The sequence below is a fragment of the Amycolatopsis taiwanensis DSM 45107 genome (assembly GCF_000519205.1).
Classification (GTDB): domain Bacteria; phylum Actinomycetota; class Actinomycetes; order Mycobacteriales; family Pseudonocardiaceae; genus Amycolatopsis_E; species Amycolatopsis_E taiwanensis.
Window position 1 is genome coordinate 29,664 of the sequence record NZ_KI912598.1, and the last position, 18,079, is coordinate 47,742.

General features: G+C 67.7%; 16 protein-coding genes and 1 pseudogene. 13 read left to right on the forward strand and 4 right to left on the reverse strand.

Annotated elements, in window-relative coordinates:
• Positions 1 to 160: 160 nt before the first annotated feature.
• Together A3CU_RS0134910 and A3CU_RS0134915 are read right to left on the reverse strand one after the other, a co-directional pair.
• Entirely contained in the window at positions 161 to 739 is a 579-nt protein-coding gene (locus A3CU_RS0134910; RefSeq protein WP_027946124.1) for a cob(I)yrinic acid a,c-diamide adenosyltransferase, read from the reverse strand.
• A gap of 61 nt (positions 740 to 800) precedes the next feature.
• Positions 801 to 2,309 (reverse strand): peptidase M16 family protein, encoded by a 1,509-nt coding sequence (locus A3CU_RS0134915; protein ID WP_027946125.1) that lies wholly within the window; start codon positions 2,307 to 2,309, stop codon positions 801 to 803.
• A 143-nt stretch (positions 2,310 to 2,452) separates the two neighbouring features.
• On the opposite strand from A3CU_RS0134915, the gene murA reads away from it, so the two are divergent.
• Entirely contained in the window at positions 2,453 to 3,727 is a 1,275-nt protein-coding gene (gene murA / locus A3CU_RS0134920; RefSeq protein WP_027946126.1) for a UDP-N-acetylglucosamine 1-carboxyvinyltransferase, read from the forward strand.
• A 1,006-nt stretch (positions 3,728 to 4,733) separates the two neighbouring features.
• The gene (locus A3CU_RS0134925) at positions 4,734 to 6,173 is read left to right on the forward strand and encodes an ammonium transporter (RefSeq protein WP_027946127.1); all 1,440 of its coding nucleotides are present in this window, start codon (positions 4,734 to 4,736) and stop codon (positions 6,171 to 6,173) included.
• On the opposite strand, the gene A3CU_RS0134930 is transcribed toward A3CU_RS0134925, so the two are convergent.
• Entirely contained in the window at positions 6,168 to 6,791 is a 624-nt protein-coding gene (locus A3CU_RS0134930; protein ID WP_027946128.1) for a LysE family translocator, read from the reverse strand. The two genes, A3CU_RS0134925 and A3CU_RS0134930, sit on opposite strands and share 6 nt — an antisense overlap.
• A 98-nt stretch (positions 6,792 to 6,889) precedes the next feature.
• Between A3CU_RS0134930 and A3CU_RS0134935 the strand changes: the two genes are divergently transcribed.
• The 6 genes from A3CU_RS0134935 to A3CU_RS0134960 all read left to right on the forward strand — a co-directional run bounded on the left by A3CU_RS0134935 (position 6,890) and on the right by A3CU_RS0134960 (position 13,031).
• Positions 6,890 to 8,890 carry a protein meaA gene (locus tag A3CU_RS0134935; RefSeq protein ID WP_084144117.1) on the forward strand — a complete coding sequence of 667 codons (2,001 nt, stop codon included), beginning with the start codon at positions 6,890 to 6,892 and terminating at the stop codon, positions 8,888 to 8,890.
• A gap of 288 nt (positions 8,891 to 9,178) precedes the next feature.
• Complete coding sequence (ehuB, locus tag A3CU_RS0134940) at positions 9,179 to 10,060, forward strand: ectoine/hydroxyectoine ABC transporter substrate-binding protein EhuB (protein WP_027946130.1); 882 nt, start codon at positions 9,179 to 9,181, stop codon at positions 10,058 to 10,060.
• A gap of 15 nt (positions 10,061 to 10,075) precedes the next feature.
• A complete protein-coding gene (gene ehuC, locus A3CU_RS0134945) occupies positions 10,076 to 10,795 on the forward strand; it encodes an ectoine/hydroxyectoine ABC transporter permease subunit EhuC (RefSeq protein ID WP_027946131.1) in 720 nt (239 codons plus the stop codon).
• Positions 10,792 to 11,448 (forward strand): ectoine/hydroxyectoine ABC transporter permease subunit EhuD, encoded by a 657-nt coding sequence (gene ehuD / locus A3CU_RS0134950; protein WP_027946132.1) that lies wholly within the window; start codon positions 10,792 to 10,794, stop codon positions 11,446 to 11,448. The genes ehuC and ehuD overlap by 4 nt, the downstream gene beginning before the upstream one ends.
• A 1-nt stretch (position 11,449) precedes the next feature.
• Positions 11,450 to 12,214, forward strand: a complete 765-nt coding sequence (ehuA, locus tag A3CU_RS0134955) for an ectoine/hydroxyectoine ABC transporter ATP-binding protein EhuA (protein WP_027946133.1) — start codon at positions 11,450 to 11,452, stop codon at positions 12,212 to 12,214.
• A gap of 43 nt (positions 12,215 to 12,257) precedes the next feature.
• Positions 12,258 to 13,031, forward strand: a complete 774-nt coding sequence (locus A3CU_RS0134960; RefSeq protein WP_027946134.1) for an enoyl-CoA hydratase-related protein — start codon at positions 12,258 to 12,260, stop codon at positions 13,029 to 13,031.
• Positions 13,032 to 13,556: 525 nt separating this feature from the next.
• On the opposite strand, the gene A3CU_RS0134965 is transcribed toward A3CU_RS0134960, so the two are convergent.
• Positions 13,557 to 14,099, reverse strand: a complete 543-nt coding sequence (locus tag A3CU_RS0134965; protein WP_027946135.1) for an NUDIX domain-containing protein — start codon at positions 14,097 to 14,099, stop codon at positions 13,557 to 13,559.
• 234 nt (positions 14,100 to 14,333) lie between these two features.
• Here A3CU_RS0134965 and nucS point away from each other — a divergent pair, with 234 nt between their 5' ends.
• The 5 genes and pseudogenes from nucS to A3CU_RS0134990 all read left to right on the forward strand — a co-directional run bounded on the left by nucS (position 14,334) and on the right by A3CU_RS0134990 (position 17,970).
• Positions 14,334 to 14,993, forward strand: coding sequence for an endonuclease NucS (nucS, locus tag A3CU_RS0134975; RefSeq protein ID WP_027946137.1), 660 nt, complete (start codon positions 14,334 to 14,336; stop codon positions 14,991 to 14,993).
• Positions 14,994 to 15,044: 51 nt separating this feature from the next.
• The gene (locus A3CU_RS55295) at positions 15,045 to 15,176 is read left to right on the forward strand and encodes a hypothetical protein (protein WP_281174184.1); all 132 of its coding nucleotides are present in this window, start codon (positions 15,045 to 15,047) and stop codon (positions 15,174 to 15,176) included.
• Positions 15,155 to 15,880: pseudogene (locus tag A3CU_RS48305) on the forward strand (sodium:solute symporter family transporter); the annotation flags it as partial. The gene A3CU_RS55295 and the pseudogene A3CU_RS48305, both read left to right, overlap by 22 nt.
• 123 nt (positions 15,881 to 16,003) lie before the next feature.
• Positions 16,004 to 17,704: a sodium:solute symporter family protein gene (locus A3CU_RS0134985; RefSeq protein ID WP_027946138.1), complete on the forward strand. Its 1,701-nt coding sequence runs from the start codon at positions 16,004 to 16,006 to the stop codon at positions 17,702 to 17,704.
• Between the two features lie 8 nt (positions 17,705 to 17,712).
• Positions 17,713 to 17,970 carry a hypothetical protein gene (locus A3CU_RS0134990; protein WP_027946139.1) on the forward strand — a complete coding sequence of 86 codons (258 nt, stop codon included), beginning with the start codon at positions 17,713 to 17,715 and terminating at the stop codon, positions 17,968 to 17,970.
• Positions 17,971 to 18,079 lie beyond the last annotated feature (109 nt).

Consider the following 18,079-nt stretch of genomic DNA (forward strand, 5'->3'; position numbering starts at 1 on the left):
GCTGGTGCTGCTGCCCGCACTGCGGACCGTGCTGCTGTGGGTGGTCGGGCTCGGCGTGATCGCCTATGCGGTGGCGCTGGCCGCCCTGGGCGTGTTCATGGCCTGCGGGCTGAGCCGGTCGATGGCCCGGCGTGACGAGCTGTCGGTGCGGATGTGGCGGTCAGTGCTCGGGTTCCCCGCCGGGTCGCCACAGCACGTCCCCGTCGGGGTTGGCCACCCGCGCGAGGATGAACAACAGGTCGGACAGGCGGTTGAGGTACTTGACCGCGAGCGTGCCGGTGCGGTCGGGGTCGCTCTCGACCAGCGCCCAGCCGGCGCGCTCGGCCCGGCGGGCCACGGTCCTGGCCTGGTGTAGCAGGGCAGCGCCGGGCGTGCCGCCGGGGAGGATGAACGAGTTGAGCTTCGGCACGCGCTCGTTGAACTCGTCACACCAGCCCTCCAGCCGCTCGATGTAGGCGTCGGTGATGCGCAGGGGCGGATATGGCGGGTTGTCGGTCACCGGCGAGCACAGGTCGGCCCCGACGTCGAACAGATCGTTCTGGATACGCCGGAGGATGCCCGAAACGTCCTCCGGCAGCCCGCCCAGGGCCAGGGCGACCCCGATCACCGAGTTCGTCTCGTCGACGTCGGCATACGCTGCCAGGCGCGGCTCGGTCTTCGGCACCCGTGACCCGTCGCCCAGCGCCGTCGTGCCGTTGTCGCCAACTCGCGTGTAAACCCGATTGATCCGCACCACCATGTATCAGAGACTACGGCTTCGCTGCTTGGAAAACGGAACCCGATGCTCATCAGAGCCGCGTTCAGGACTGTTCGAACAGGCGCATGGGGTCCGGCGCGTCGAAGCACAGGGCGGGATCGACGCGGGCCCGTACCTGCCGGACCAGTGCCCGTCCGCCCCGCCAGTCCCCGGGCCGGAGGGTGATGGACCCGCCGTGGGAGCCGAACAGATGCAGGATCGGCAGCTGGCCGTCGGTCTGCTCGACGCCGACCCCGGCGAGATCGTCGTAGCGCACCACGGACACCGGCACGGGGCTGTCTCCGTAGAACGTCGAAAGCCCCTCGTCGCCGACGACCAGGCGGAGCCCGCGCGGCGCGGTCGAACCGACCAGCGCACGCCTGGCCTCCCTACCGGGTACGGCGGGCAGCGGGCTGCCCGGCAGTTCGGGCAGGTCCGCGGGCAGGTGGCGTTCGGGCGCGCACAGTACCAGCCGTGCGGCCAGTTCCCGGGCGGCCTTGGCGACCTCACGCGCGGTCAGGCCGCGCAGGACCAGGTCCTGGTGCTCGGCCGCCGACGGCCAACCGGTGAGCTCGCTCATCGCCGCGTCGAACGCGCGATAGTGCGCGAAGCCGGGCTCGGCCACCTGCTCGGCGAGTCCGGCCCGGTCGGCCGCGATCTCCTCCGGGGTCGGCCCGGTCCGGCCCAGCTCGGCCACCTCGGCGCGGATCGCCGCGACGACCCGCGCCGCGTACTTGTCCCCTACGTCGGTGCCGAAGCCGAGCACCGCGCGCCGCGGGCCGATCAGCTGGTGGTCGAAGCCGATGTCGTAGACGAGTCCTTCCAGATGCCGCAGCCGGTCGGTCAGGCGCGCGACCAGAACGCCGGCGGCGCAGGCCATCGGCGCGGTCCAGGAAACCAGCGCGCAGCCCACGACGCCGTTGGGGATCGCGGTCCTGGCCGGTGCCGCGAGTTCGAAGGGGCGGATCGCGGGGGGTCGCCGCCGCGGGCCGTCGGCCAGCGGCAGGCGCAGCCCGGCCGGGGGCGGGCCGGACAGCACGAGCGCGGCGTTGCCGCGGTGGAACCACTCCGCACACCACTCGGCCACGCGCTGCGCATCGGCCCGGATCGGGGCCACCTGCACGTTGCCGGCCAGGCCGAACGCCCGGTTGCCGAACCACAGTGACGACGGCAGCCAGGAGACCACGCCCGGTCCGTCGCCGCGTTGCTCGGCCATCAGCACGCCGCGCTCCACCTCGAGCGGAGCCGTGTTGAGGTGGCTCAGGCCGGCGCAGATCCGGTGGAGGTGCTCGGTGACCGTCTCCGGGCTACTCGTGACGTCGAAACTGGTGTGCAGGACTTCGGTGCTCGCGTTGTTCTCGTAATGCGCGGTGCGCACCGTCCGCATCGCAAGATGCTCGACGAGGTGGGTGATACCGGTTTCCAGGAACGTCTCGTGTGCGAGCCCGACCCCGAAGATGAGACTCGCGCTCAGCCGCCCCGTGCCCGTGTTCCAGAACACCGGTACCCCGTCGACCTCGGTGCGGTGAACTTCGGGGAGTGACGGGGCGACGGTGCCGCTGAGTTCGCTCAATTCCTCCCCCAGAAGGGTTAACCACCAGGCGTTCATCGTTCCGAGAGCGCGTAGTGTTTCACACTTTCGGCTGGTTTGCGCCGCCAATGTGGAGGGCATGCCCGGCCGAGGCTGGGGACGCCCGGGCAGGCATTATGTCGGCCATGAGCGAGCACTTCGACGTGCATGGCGGTGCCCGGCTGGTCGGCGAGGTCGAGGTTGTCGGGGCAAAGAACAGTGTCCTCAAGCTGATGGCGGCTGCGCTGCTCGCCGAGGGCACCACGACGATCACCAACTGTCCGCAGATCCTGGACGTCCCGCTGATGGCGGACGTGCTGCGCAGCGTCGGCTGCGAGGTCACCATCGACGGCGACACCGCCCAGATCACCACCCCGAGCGAGCTCTCGCACCGCGCCGACTCGCCCGCGATGGGCAAGCTGCGCGCGTCGGTGTGCGTCCTCGGTCCGCTGGTGGGCCGGCTGAAGCGGGCCGTGGTCGCGTTGCCGGGCGGCGACGCGATCGGCTCACGGCCGCTGGACATGCACCAGAACGGCCTGCGCGCGCTCGGCGCGACCAGCTCGATCGAGCACGGTTGCGTGGTGGCCAAGGCCGACGAGCTGCGCGGCGCCCAGATCTGGCTCGACTTCCCGAGCGTCGGCGCCACCGAGAACATCCTGATGGCCGCGGTGCTCGCGGAGGGCACCACGGTGATCGACAACGCCGCCCGTGAGCCGGAGATCGCCGACATCTGCACAATGCTCGTCCAGATGGGCGCCAAGATCGAGGGCGCGGGCACCTCGACGCTGACCGTGCACGGCGTGGAAGAGCTGCACCCGACCGAGCACCGGGTGATCGGCGACCGGATCGTCGGCGCCACCTGGGCCTTCGCGGCCGCGATGACGCGCGGGGACCTCACCGTCCGCGGGGTGAACCCGCATCATTTGGACCTCGTGCTGGACAAGCTGAGGCTGGCCGGGGCGGAGGTCACGCCGTTCGACGACGAGGGCTTCCGGGTCGTGCAGGGGAACCGGCCCAAGGCGGTCGACTTCGTGACGCTGCCCTATCCGGGGTTCGCCACCGACCTGCAGCCGTTCGCGGTCGCCCTGTCCGCGGTCTCCGAGGGCACTTCGATGATCACCGAGAACGTCTACGAGGCCCGGTTCCGGTTCATCGACGAGATGGTCCGGATGGGCGCGGACGCGCGGACGGACGGCCATCACGCGGTGGTGCGCGGGGTCGAAACCCTCTCCAGCGCACCGGTCTGGGCGTCGGACATCCGGGCCGGAGCCGGGCTGGTGCTGGCCGGCCTGTGCGCCGACGGCGTCACCGAGGTCTGGGACGTGTTCCACATCGACCGTGGCTACCCGCACTTCGTGGAGAACCTGAACCGTCTCGGCGCCCGGATCGACCGGGTGCATGGGGAAGGCGAACGGATCTAGGGTCCTGTATCGAAGCCGCCCCAGAACCCACCCTGAACCCAGAACTCACCCACCTCAACCCAGAACTCACCCTCCCCAGCCGGGGACACGCCAACACTTGGCGCGTCCCCGGCTCAGGCACCCGAGTTCCCGGTCCAGGCACCCGCGTCCCCGGCTCAGGCACCCGAGTTCCCGGTCCAGGCACCCGAGTTCCCAGTCCAGGCGCGCGTGTCCCCGGTCCATGCACTTGAGTTCCGGGTTGGGAACAACAGATACCGAAGGCCGGATTACCCCGGCAAGGCACGCCGCCAGAACCGTCCCACCTCCGCACCGACGCGACGAACTCGTGAACCAGGGACACGGGCTCCTGGACCGGGGACACAGCTGCCCGAACCGGGGACACAGCCGCCTGGACCGGGGACACAGCCGCCTGAAACGGGGACACAGCTGCCCGAACCCGGGGACACGGGCTCCTGAACCGGGAACACAGGCTCCTGAACCGGGGACACAGCCGCCTGAAACGGGGACACAGCTGCCCGAACCGCGGGGACACAGCCGCCTGGACCGGGGACACAGCCGCCCGAACCGGGGACACAGCCGCCTGGACCGGGGACACAGCCGCCTGAAACGGGGACACAGCTGCCCGAACCGGGGACACGGGCTCCTGAACCGGGAACACAGGCTCCTGAACCGGGGACACAGCCGCCTGAAACGGGGACACAGCCGCCTGGATTAGGTCTCCTGCCGGCCGCAAGGAACAGTTTCTCGTTTGTAACCTCAGATAATGCGGCTGTAACACCCTGTCACGCGAACGTAATACCAAGCTGGGCACACTCTGTTGTTCAGAACGTGTGCGGGTAGCCAGACCGTGGCATCCGTTGTCGGCTGCCGGTCGAGCACGGCGGCGGCCTGCCTCCCCGCCCACGTGCAGCGTTGTTGTCTGTCACCATGGGCGTCGATCTTGCGTATTGAGTGGCGCCCATTCCTTCGCTGTCCGTGAAATAGACCACGCGGAAGGGGTGAGGGTATGTCCCCCTATCCCCCTTGGTTGAGCGCCGGGGACAACGCCTGGCAACTCATGGCCGCCACGCTGGTCGGGCTGATGAGCCTGCCGGGAATCACCGTTCTCTACGCCGGGATCGTGCAGAAGAAGTGGGCGGTGAACACCATGTTGATGGCGTTCACCGGTTTTTCCCTGGTGCTTCTCGTGTGGGTTCTGTGGGGTTTCAACATGGGCTTCGGCCAGCCGTTGAAACTCGGGCCCGGCATTCTGAGCGCGTTCATCGGGGTGCCGAAGACGCTGCTCGGTGACAATACGCAGCACCAGGCGACCATTCCGTTGCTGTCCGGCCTGATGCCCGACTTCCGGTTCTCCCAGACGACGCTGGCCTACTTCCAGTTCGTGTTCGCGGCCATCACCCCGCTGCTGTTCCTCGGCAGCGTCGTCGGCCGGATCAACTTCCGGGTGTGGCTGCTGTTCGTACCGTTGTGGTCGACGCTGGCCTACTCGGTCAACGCCTTCCTGCTGTGGGGTGGCGGCTGGTGGGCGCAGCGCGGCTCGCTGGACTACAGCGGCGGCTACGTGATCCACCTCGCCGCGGGCACTTCGGGGTTCGTCGCGGCGGCGGTGATCGGCCCGCGGCTGGCGCGCGACCGGGCTCGCGCGGTGCCGAACAACCTGCCGCTGGCCGCGGTCGGTGCGGGCATCCTGTGGCTGGGCTGGAACGGGTTCAACGGTGGTGACCCGTACTTCGCGGGCGCGGACGCCTCGACGGCCGTGATCAACACCAACCTGGCGACCGCGACCGCCCTGATCACCTGGCTGATCATGGACATGTGCTTCGGCGTGGAGCGCAAGCCGAACTTCCTGGGCGCGATCAACGGAATGATCACCGGGCTGGTCGCGATCACCCCCGCCGCCGGGTTCGTGAACGGCCTCGGCGCGCTGCTGATCGGATTGATCGCCTCGTCCGTGGTCTGGCTGTCCTGGAACAAGCTGGGCCGGACGCGGCTGTTCAAGCGGGTGGACGACGCGCTCGGAGTGGTGCACACCCACGGTGTCGCCGGGCTGTGCGGTGGCCTGCTGGTCGGCTTTCTGGCTGATCCGAATATCGTCGTCTACGTCGGCGAGAACGGTGCCGCCAACACTTCCTACGCCGGGCTTTTCTACGGGAACCCGAAACAGTTGCTCTGGCAGGCCGGCGCGGCACTGACCGTCATCGTCTGGGACGCGCTGATCACCTTCCTCATCCTGCGATTTCTCGGCCTGTTCATGAAGCTGCGGGCGCCGGAGGCCGTGCTGGAATCCGGTGACCCGGCGGTGCATGACGAGGAGGCCTACCCGGTGGAATCCGTCATCACCGGTCCGACTCGCAAGCCCGCTGCCCCGGCACCGCCGGCGCCTGCGGGCAAGGAGAAGTCGGAAGGCTCATCGACGGCCTCGCGAGCAGGCCAGGAGCGGTCATGAATCCGCGGCCAGGGCGATGCCGAAGCCGATCAGCGCGGTGCCGGTGACCGCGTCGAGGGTGCGGCGCACCTTCCGCCGCTGGAGCAGGGCGCGGATACGGTGCACCAGAAGCATCAGCACCAGCAACCAGATTCCGCCGAGTACCACGACCGTGTAGGCGAGGACGAGCGCGTCCCAGGTCGTGGCGTGTTCGGGGTTGAGAAACTGCGGGAGCACCGACAGGTACAGCGCGAGCACCTTCGGATTGGTGATGTTGGACAGGAATCCCTCGCGCCAGCGGCGGAACCCGGAACTGCGCGAACCCAGTGCGTCGGACATCCGGTAGTCACCGCGCCGCGCGGCACGCAGGGCCTGGAAGCCGAGGTAGCACAGGTAGGCCACGCCGGCCCAGCGCAGGGTGACGAACAGTGGCTGTGACCGCACGATCAGCGCGCCCAGCCCGAGGGCCACGGCCGTGCCCTGCACGAAATTGCCGGCGGCGATCCCGGCGATGGCGAGCAGACCGCCCCGCGTGCCACCCGCGAGGGCGTTTTTGAGGGTGACCATCGTGTCCGGGCCCGGCGCGAGGACGACCAGTACGACGAAAATCAGGTAAGTGCCATAGGAAGTCCACGTCACGGGCGCTCAGGTTACCGCCGTTCGTGCCGATTTCACCTCGTGCAGCGCAAGTTACCGAAAAGTAGGATTAGGCAGAACCCCAAGGCTGGAGGCGCGCCATGCCCTACCCCACGGATCATCAGCGCGATCGCCCCTGGGTGATGCGCACCTATGCCGGGCATTCCTCCGCCACGGCGTCCAACGAGCTCTACCGCCGCAACCTGGCGAAGGGGCAGACCGGGCTCTCGGTCGCCTTCGACCTGCCGACGCAGACCGGGTACGACGCCGACCACCCGCTGGCCAGGGGCGAGGTCGGCAAGGTCGGCGTGCCGATCTCGCACGTCGGCGACATGCGGCGGCTCTTCGACGGCATCTCGCTCGCCAAGGCCAACACGTCGATGACGATCAACGCGCCCGCGATGTGGCTGCTCGCGCTCTACGTCACCGTCGCGCGGGAACAGGGCGGTGACGAGGTGCTGGCGGGCCTGGCCGGCACCACGCAGAACGACATCGTCAAGGAGTACCTCTCCCGCGGCACCTACATCTTTCCGCCGGCGCCGAGCCTGCGGCTGACCACCGACGTCATCGCCTGGGCGGTGCACCACCTGCCGAAGTGGAACCCGATCAACATCTGCAGCTATCACCTGCAGGAGGCCGGGGCGACCCCGACCCAGGAAGTCGCCTACGCGCTGTGCACCGCGATCGCCGTGCTGGACGCGGTGCGGGACTCGAGGCAGGTTGACCAGTCCGATATGGCCAAGGTCGTCGGCCGGATCTCCTTCTTCGTCAACGCCGGGCTGCGGTTCGTCGAGGAGCTCTGCAAGATGCGGGCGTTCGCGGCGTTGTGGGACGAGATCACGCGCGAACGGTATGGCGTCACCGATCCGAAGTTGCGCCGATTCCGGTACGGGGTCCAGGTGAATTCACTCGGCCTCACCGAGGCGCAGCCGGAGAACAACGTTCAGCGAATCGTGCTGGAAATGCTCGCGGTGACGCTGTCGCGTGGCGCGCGCGCCCGCGCGATCCAGCTGCCCGCCTGGAACGAAGCACTCGGCTTGCCCCGGCCATGGGACCAGCAGTGGGCGCTACGCATGCAGCAGGTGCTCGCGTATGAGACGGATTTGCTCGAATACGAGGACATCTTCGGCGGTTCGCGGGTCGTGGAGACCAAAGTGGCCGAGATCGTCGAGGATGCCCGTGCGGAGATCGAGCGGGTGCAGGAAAGGGGCGGTGCCGTCGCCGCGGTGGAAAGCGGCTACATGAAGTCGCAGCTGGTCTCCTCGCTCGCCGATTATCGACGCGCGGTGGAAGCGGGCGAGCGGATCATCGTCGGCGTCAACGAATTCGAATCCACCGAACCCAGTCCTTTGCAGGCCGAGGGTGCGAAGGCGATCGAGACGGTCGATTCAGCGGTCGAGAAAAAGGCGGTCGCGGCGCTCGAAGACTGGCGCCAGCAACGGGACAATACCGCCGTCGAGCGGGCGCTGGCCGCTCTCCGGGAGGCCGCGAAGACCACGGCGAACCTCTTCGAGCCCACCCTGGAGTGCGCCCGTGCCGGGGTGACGACGGGGGAGTGGGCCGGTGCGCTCCGCGAGGTGTTCGGCGAGTACCGGGCGCCGACCGGAGTGTCCGCCGCGTCGGGCGGCGGCGAGCCGGGCGAGCTGGCCCGGGTTCGCGAACGCGTGCGGGCGACCGGCGAGGAGCTTGGCGAGCGCCTGCGGATCCTGGTCGGCAAGCCGGGGCTCGACGGGCATTCGAACGGCGCCGAGCAGGTCGCCGTCCGGGCCCGGGACGCCGGGTTCGAGGTGATCTACCAGGGGATCCGGCTCACCCCGGAGCAGATCGTCGCGGCCGCGGTGCAGGAAGGAGTGCACGTGGTCGGGCTGTCCGTGCTGTCCGGCTCGCACCTCGAGGTGGTGCCCGAGGTCGTGGACGGCCTTCGCGTGGCAGGCGCCGGCGACATTCCGGTGATCGTCGGCGGGATCATTCCCGCCGAGGACGCGCAGCTGCTGGCGGACCGGGGGGTCGCCCGGGTCTTCACGCCGAAGGACTACGAGCTGAACACCATCATGGACGGGATTGTCACCCTGATCCGTGAGGCGCACGGCTTGTCGGGGTGAAGCTCACCGGGCCGCGGGCTCACGGCTGAAGCGGTCCCACGCCTCCCTCCGTTGGGGGACCACAAGCGGTGATAAAGAGAACTCTTCGTGATCGAGATGTGTCGAAGCCAACGCCTTGGTACCGGCCCGCAATCACCCGTACTGACCAGCAGTTTCTGCGGTTCGTGGCAGCTATCTGCGCGATTCGGTTGCGCCTGTTTGGTGTCGTCACAATGGGTGACGGAATTTGACCCATCCGGATGTACCCCCTACGTTCGGTGAGCAACACGAACGAAAAGGGGTGCGGCAATGGCGCACGGTGAGTGGACGCGGCGGGATTTGTTCAAGTGGTCGGCATTTGCCGGGGCTGCCGTCGTAACTCTCGCGGCCTGCGAGAGCACGAGCAGCGGGGACACGCTGAAGACCGCGCAGGACTCCAAGACGATCAAAATCGGCATCGCAAACGAATCTCCCTACGGCTTCGCCGACTCGTCAGGGAAGACCACCGGTGAAGCGCCCGAGGTGGCGAAGGCCGTCTTCAAGGCGTTGGGTATCGACAATGTGCAGGCCAGCGTAGTCCCGTTCGACCAGTTGATTCCGGCGCTGAACGCGAAACAGTTCGACGTGGTGTCGGCCGGCATGAACATCACGCCGGAGCGGTGCAAGGCCGCACTGTTCTCCAATCCGGACTACTCGGCAATGACGGCGCTACTGGTGCCGGCCGGAAATCCCCAGGGCGTCAAGACGCTGCAGGACGTCGCCGCGAAGGGGCTGAACGTCGCGGTGCTGTCCGGGGCCGTGGAAAAGGGATACGCGACCGACGCCGGGGTGCCGGAGGGCAACATCACCACGCTCGACACCCAGGACAACATGCTGCGTTCGGTGACCGCGGGCCGCGTCTACTGCGCCGCACTCACCGACATCTCGCTCAAGTGGCTGGTGAAACAGAATCCGGGTTCCGGAGTGGAGGTCACGGAAGGGTTCACGCCGGTGGACAAGGGAAAGCCGGTGGTTTCCGCCGGTGGCTTCGTGTTCCGGAAGGACGACACCTCGCTTCAGCAGGCGTTCAACACCCAGCTGGCCAACCTGCACAGCAGCGGGCAATGGCTGACCATCGCGTCCCCGTTCGGTTTCACCGAGGCGAACGTTCCCAGCCCGAGCCTGACGACCGAACAGTTGTGCGCCGCCTGATCCTGGGAAGCCAACGTGTCTGGACCATATTCGAATATTCTGTCCTCGATCCTCAACGGCGTTCCGGTGACGATCGCGGCGGCGGCCGGCGGCATCGCACTGACCATTGTGATGTCGTTCGTCGCCGGGCTGGCCATGCTGTCGCCGTCGCGGACAGTGCGGGTGATCGCCCGGATTTACGTCGAGGGATTCCGCGGGACTTCCGAAGTGGTCCAGCTGTTCTGGCTGTACTTCGTGCTCCCGGCGCTGGTGGGGTTCAAGCTCGTTCCGCTGGCCGTCGGGATCCTGGTGCTCGGCCTCAACCACGGTGCCTATGGCGCGGAAATCGTGCGCGGGGCCGTGCAGTCGGTTCCCCGAGCGCAGCGTGAGGGTGCGGTAGCCCTGTGCTTCAGTCCGGCGCAGCGAATGTTCCGTGTGCTCCTGCCGCAGGCGCTCGTGGAGATGCTGCCGCCGTTCAACAACCTCTTCATCCAGTTGTTGAAAAGCACAGCGCTGTTGTACTTCATCTCGGCCGGGGAAATCACCGAGAAGGGCGAGCTGCTGCGGCCGGTCTTCGGTAGCAATCTCGTCTTCATTTACGTGGTCGAGCTGCTCTGGTATCTCCTGCTGGCGATCGTCATCACCGCCGTGATGCGTTTCCTCGAACGGGTCATGGCGCGCCGGCTCGGGCGTACTCCGGTCGCGCGGTCGAGGTTGTTCCGCCGCCGCGCCGCCAAGGTGGAGGTGGGCGGATGAACTGGGACTGGGAAAACGCCTACGACTCGATTCCCTTGCTGTTGAAGGGATTGCTGGTCACGCTCGAGCTCACCGTGCTCGGCTCGGTGCTCGCCTACGTGCTGGGTCTGGTGCTGGCGTTGGTGCGGCGATCCAAGGTTCCGGTGCTCAGCCAGGCCGTGTACCTGTTCTCCGAACTGGTGCGCAGCACTCCGCTGCTGATCCAGGTCTTCGTGATCTTCTACCTGCTGTGGCCGCTGCTGGACATCAAGCCGTCGCCGTTCATCACCGGTGTGTTGGCCCTCGGCGTGCACTACGCGACCTACACGTCCGAGGTGTACCGCGCGGGGATCGACGCCATTCCGAAAGGACAGTGGGAGGCCGCGCGAGCGCTGAGCCTGCCGCCCGCCCGGGTCTGGACGGGAGTCGTGCTGCCGCAGGCCGTTCCGCGGGTGCTTCCCGCGCTCGGCAACTACACGATCTCCATGTTCAAGGAGACCCCGCTGCTGATCGGGATCGGGGTGCTCGACGTGCTCAACCGTGCCAAGGAACAGGGTGCTGACACGTTCCGGGTGATCGAGCCCTACACGCTCGCCGGCCTGTTGTTCCTGGCGATCAGCTATCCGTCGTCGATTCTGGTGAGAAAGTTGGAGCGTCGTGTCGGACACCTCTGAGATGGTCCGGTTCTCCCGGGTCCTCAAGAAGTACGGGGACCACGTCGTCCTGCGGGATCTGGACTTCACGGTCGCGCCCGGCGAGTTCGTGACCCTGATCGGTCCGAGCGGTTCGGGCAAGACGACCATCCTCCGGCTGCTGATGACCCTGGAACGGGTCGACGGCGGAACGATCCACGTGGGCGGCGAATGCCTCACCCACCTCGAGCGGGACGGAAAGCTGGTGCCCGCGAACGAGAAGCACCTGCGCCGGATGCGGCGGCGGATCGGGATGGTGTTCCAGCAGTTCAACCTGTTTCCCAACATGGACGTGATGCAGAACATCACCGAGGCACCGATCCGCGCGCTCGGGCTGTCCCGCGGCGAGGCCGAGGCACGCGCGGTCGACCTGCTGGAGATGGTGGGGCTGAGCGACAAGGCGAAGGAGCATCCGAGCCGCCTGTCCGGTGGCCAGCAGCAACGCGTCGCCATCGCCCGCGCGCTCGCGATGCGGCCGGAGATAGTGCTGCTGGACGAGGTGACCTCCGCGCTCGACCCCGAACTGGTCGCCGGCGTGCTCAAGCTGCTCAAGGACATCGCCTCGACCACGAACATCACGTTCCTCTGCGTGACGCACGAGATGCAGTTCGCCCGCGACGTCTCCGACCGCGTGATGATGTTCGACCAGGGCCAGATCATCGAAAGCGCGCCACCGGAGGAGCTGTTCACCGCGCCGAGTCACCCCCGCACCCAGGAGTTCCTCCACGCGGTCGTCGATCGCGCATAAAGTCGTCTTCCGCTGTGGCGGAGTGTGGACGTAGCGTCAGGGTATGGCCGAGTACGAGCACATCCTCATCAAGCGCGAGGGCCCGACCGTCACGATCACGATGAACCGGGCGTCGCGGCGCAACTCACTGTCCGCCGACCATCTCGGCGAGCTGGCCAGGGCCTTCCGGGAGACCGGCGAATCCGACGCGACCGGGATCATCCTGGCCGGGGCGGGGCCGGTGTTCTCCGCCGGACACGACTTCGGCGACGTCGCGGCCCGGGACCTCGCCGGCACCCGTGAACTCCTCCGGCTCTGCACCGAGGTGATGCGCACCATCCAGTCGGTGCCGCAGGTGGTGATCGCCCGGGTACACGGCCTGGCCACCGCGGCCGGCTGCCAGCTCGTGGCGTCGTGTGACCTCGCGGTGGCGGCTCAATCGGCGGGCTTCGCGTTGCCCGGCGGCAAGGGCGGCTGGTTCTGCCACACCCCGGCGGTTCCGGTGGCCCGCGCGGTCGGGCGCAAGCGGCTGATGGAGCTGGCGCTGACCGGCGACCCGATCGACGCGGCCACCGCGCTCGACTGGGGCCTGGTCAACCGGGTCGTGCCGGATGACGAACTCGACGACGCCGTAGCCGAACTGCTGGGCCGGGCGACGCGGGGCAGCCGCGAGAGCAAGGCGCTGGGCAAGCAAACCCTGTACGCGCAGCTCGACCGGCCGGAAGCCGATGCCTACGGGATCGCGGTCGAGGTCATGGCCGCCGCTTCTCAGACGCCGGACGCGAAGGAAGGGATGGCCGCGTTCCTGGAAAAGCGACGCCCGGAGTGGTCCAGCTGACGTCGGCCGGGTGATGGGGTTCCGGCCGGCCCGAACCGGGGACTCGCCTGCCTGAACCGGGAACTCGCCTGCCTGAACCGGGGACTCGCCTGCCTGAACCGGGGACTCGCCTGCCTGAACCGGGGACTCGCGGGCCTGAACCGGGGACACGCGGGCCTGAACCGGGGACACGCGGGCCTGAACCGGGGACACGCCTGCCTGAACCGGGGACACGCGGGCCTGAACCGGGGACACGCCTGCCTGAACCGGGGACACGCGGGCCTGAACCGGGGACACGCGGGCCTGAACCGGGGACACGCGGGCCTGAACCGGGGACTCGCCTGCCTGAACCGGGGACACGCCTGCCTGAACCGGGGACACGCCGGAGCCCGGTGTGTCCCCGGTTGGGGACTGCGAGTTCCGGGTTCCGGCACTTTAGTTCCGCGTTCCGGCACCTGAGTTCCGGGTTCGGGCACTTGAGTTCCGGGTTCGGGCGGCCGAGTTCCGGGTTCGGGCGGCCGAGTTCTGGGGGCGGGTGGGGCGGTCTTACGGGCGGCGTTCGCGGAGCAGGAGTAGTGCGTAGGCGGCGATCGACTGCGCGTCGGTGATCTCGCCCTGCTCGATCAGCTTCTCGAACTCGTCGCGGGCGAACCACGCCGCTCGCATGTCCTGCTCCTCAGGCTCCCGCTCGTGCGGTCCGGCAGTGAGCTCGGTGGCCAGGAAGACCCGGCCACGCTGGCTGGACATGCCGGGGCAGACATCGAGGAGGCCGAGCTCCTCCAGCCGGCCCGCGATCAGCCCGGTCTCCTCACGCAGCTCGCGGGCCGCCAGTTCGTGGGCGGGCACTTCGGCGAGATCGGGCGCGGTGCCCTGGGGGAACTCCCAGCGGCGCAGCCCGACCGGATACCGGAACTGCTCGACCAGGTGCAGCCGGTCGCCGTCCATCGGGATGACCAGCGCGTAGTCCGGCTTGTCCACCACGCCGTAGACGCCGCTGGACCCATCGGGCCGCCGGATGCCGTCCTCCCGGACCGTCATCCAGTGGTTGCGATACACCTCGACCGAGTTCAGCTGCTGTATGGGATCCACGCGTACAAGTGTGCCGAGCCGTCGGCGTCTTCCGGACATGCGCCACACCCCCGGCCGGGGGAGCTGGGGGCAAGCGTCCACACTCTCCGCCCCCGCACCCCGACTGGGGGCGATCTTGGCCGTTCCCATTACCCTCTGCGGGGTGCCTCTCGTCATCGCTCGCTGCCAGATCGACTACGCCGGCCGGCTGACCGCCCACCTGCCCATGGCCGTCCGGCCGAGGGGGTGGGCCCGGTGAGGCTCGTCGTCGCCCGCTGTCAGGTCGACTACGTCGGCCGGTTGACTGCGCATCTGCCGATGGCCAATCGGGTGCTCATGGTGAAAGCCGATGGCTCGGTTCTCGTCCACTCGGATGGCGGGTCCTACAAACCTCTCAACTGGATGTCGCCGCCGTGCTGGCTGATTGAAGACCCGGACATCTGGACGGTGCAGAACAAGGCCGGTGAGAAGCTCGTCATCACGATCGACGAGATCATGCACGACTCGAAGCACGACTTGGGTGTCGATCCCGGCTTGCAGAAGGACGGCGTCGAGGCGCACCTGCAGGAGTTGCTTGCCGAGCACGTGACCACGCTCGGCGAAGGGTGGTCGCTGGTGCGCCGGGAGTACCCGACCGCGATCGGCCCGGTGGACCTCATGTGCCGGGATTCGGCCGGGGCCAGTGTCGCGGTGGAGATCAAGCGGCGCGGTGAGATCGACGGCGTCGAGCAGTTGACCAGGTACCTGGAGTTGCTCAACCGTGATCCGCTGTTGGCGCCGGTGAAGGGTGTTTTCGCCGCGCAGCAGATCAAGCCGCAGGCCCGCACGCTCGCCGAGGACCGGGGCATTCGCTGCGTGGTGCTGGACTACGACGCCTTGCGCGGCACCGACTCCGACGAGTTCCGTCTGTTCTGACCCGCCCCCGAGCGACATCTCGGTCGGCGCCGCCGGAATACGATCGTGACCGTGAGTCCGGGCACCGTGCTGGCAGCCGGGCCCCGGTTGGTTCTGGAGTTCGCGGCCAGGTCCGGGGTCGACGGTCGCCGGCTGGCTCGCCAGGCGCGTCTGGACACCGTCTGGCGGGCAAGGATGCGCTGAGCGGGGTGACTTTCAACGACGCGCTGTTGCTGCTCATGCGCGATCTGCTGCCAAACGGCGTGCTCGGCATCGCGGTCGCCGGTCTGCTCGCTTGCTTCATGGCGGGGATGGCGGCGAACCTGTCCTCGTTCAACACCGTGTTCACCCACGACATCTGGCGGACCTACCTGAAGAAGGGCCGTCCGGACCGCTACTACCTGGCCACCGGGCGCGGGGTCACGGCAGGGGCGGCGATCCTGGCCATCGGCGCGGCGTTCATCGCGTCGACGTACTCGAACCTGATGGACTACCTGCAGACGTTGTTCTCCTTCTTCAACGCGCCGTTGTTCGCCACCTTCATCCTCGGCATGTTCTGGAAGCGGATGTCGCCGCATGCGGGTTGGTCCGGTCTCGTGGTCGGCACGGCTGCCGCCGTCGTGATCTTCCTGCTCTGCCGGGTCGGCGTGTTCACGCTGCCCGGCCAGGGCACCAGCTTCCTCGCCGCGGCGGTGGCGTTCGTGGTGGACATCGTGGTGAGCGTGGTGGTTTCCCTTGTCACCAAACCGAAACCCGACGCCGAACTGGTCGGCCTGGTGCACTCGCTGACCCCGAAGGCGGCCCGCCAGCACGCGACCACCGGTGAGGACGCCGGTTGGTACCGCCGGCCAGGCCTGCTCGCCGGCGTCGTCCTGGCTCTCGCGATCGCCCTGAACGCCGGCTTCTAGGAGCCCTGAGGGCTGAGGAAGTCGGCCTGCTCGGGCGCTTATGGTCAGCACGATCGACTACGTGGTAGTAACGTTCGGTTGTCACCTCACCTGTTAGATGATGTTGACTCCGGAGGTACGCCGGTGCATGTCCTGGCCGCAGCGAACCTGCGACTTGACGCGCATGTGATCGACTACGTGTTGGTCGCGTTCTATTTCGTGCTGGTGCTCGGCATCGGCTATCTGGCCCGCAAACAAGTGTCCAGCAGTCTCGACTTCTTCCTGTCCGGTCGTTCGCTGCCGGCTTGGGTGACCGGGCTGGCGTTCATCTCGGCGAACCTCGGGGCGGTCGAGGTCATGGGCATGTCGGCCAACGGGGCCGAGTACGGCTTGCCCACCGCGCATTACTTCTGGATCGGCGCCATCCCGGCGATGTTGTTCCTCGGCATCGTGATGATGCCGTTTTACTACGGCTCCAAGGTGCGCAGCGTGCCCGAGTTCATGCGGCGACGCTTCGGCTCCGCGGCGCACCTGGTGAACGGCATCAGCTTCGCGCTGGCCCAGATCCTGATCGCGGGCGCCAACCTCTACCTGCTGGCCAGTGTGGTCAATCTGCTGCTCGGGTGGCCGATCTGGTTGTCCATCGTGGTGGCCGCGCTGATCGTGCTGACCTATACGGCGTTGGGCGGCTTGTCTGCCGCGATCTACAACGAGGTGCTGCAGTTCTTCGTCATCGTGGCCGCGCTGGTGCCGCTGACCGTGGTCGGCCTGGTCAAGGTCGGCGGCTGGCAGGGCCTGGTCGACAAGGTGACCAACGGCCCGGGCGGCGCGGCGCAGCTGCACTCGTGGCCCGGCAACCAGCTCACCGGGTTCACCAGCAATTTCCTGTCGGTGCTCGGCCTGGTCTTCGGCCTCGGGTTCGTGCTTTCCTTCGGCTACTGGACGACGAACTTCGTCGAGGTACAGCGCGCGATGGCGTCGAAGAGCATGTCCGCCGCCCGCCGGACGCCGATCATCGGCGCGTTTCCCAAGATGTTCATACCATTCATCGTGATCATTCCGGGCATGATCGCCGCGGTCACGGTGACCGAGTTGATGGGCGAGAACAAGGCCGCGCTGATAGCCGGCAAGGGTGCTCCGAGCGGGGCGACCTTCAACAACGCGCTGTTGCTGCTCATGCGCGATCTGCTGCCCAACGGCATGCTCGGCATCGCGGTCGCCGGTCTGCTCGCCTCGTTCATGGCGGGGATGGCGGCGAACCTGTCGTCGTTCAACACCGTGTTCACCTACGACATCTGGCAGACCTACCTCAGGAAGGACCGGTCGGACCGCTACTACCTGAACTTCGGCCGCGGGGTCACCGCCGCAGCGTCCATTCTGGCCATCGGCACGGCGTTCATCGCCTCGTCGTACTCGAACCTGATGGACTACCTGCAGACGCTGTTCTCGTTCTTCAACGCGCCGTTGTTCGCCACCTTCATCCTCGGCATGTTCTGGAAGCGAATGTCCCCGCACGCCGGCTGGTCCGGGCTCGTGCTCGGCACGGCCTCGGCGGTCACGGTGTTCGTGCTCAGCAAGGTCGGCGTGTTCACGCTGCCCGGCCAGGGCACCAGCTTCATCGCCGCGTCGGTGGCGTTCGTGGTGGACATCGTGGTGAGCGTGGTGGTCACCGTTGCCACCAAGCCGAAGGCCGATACGGAACTGGTCGGCCTGGTCTACTCGCTGACCCCCAAGACGGCCCGGCAGCACGCGACCACCGGTGAGGACGCCGGCTGGTACCGCAGGCCGGGCCTGCTCGCCGGCATCGCTCTGGCCCTCGTGATCGCGCTGAACGTCATCTTCTAGGAGCACTCATGGCTGACGAACCCCCGCGCACCCACCGGGCCGCGTTCGACGTCCGGATGATCATCGCGCTGCTGATCGGGGTCTACGGTCTGGTCCTGACCGTCATGGGGCTGGCGTTCACGCCGGCCCACCAGGTCGCGAAGGCAGCCGGCGTCAACATCAACCTGTGGGCCGGGATCGGCATGCTCGTCTTCGCGGCCCTGTTCGTACTGTGGACGGTGCTGCGGCCGATCCGCGTGCCCGACGAGCCGCCCAACGGCGAATAGCAGCGTTGTCCGGAGCGGGACGACGGCGGCGAGGCTATCGTCAGTGAGTACTGATAGAACACCATTGAAAACGTGAGATGAGCACCCGCGCAACGCACCACAGCACTGC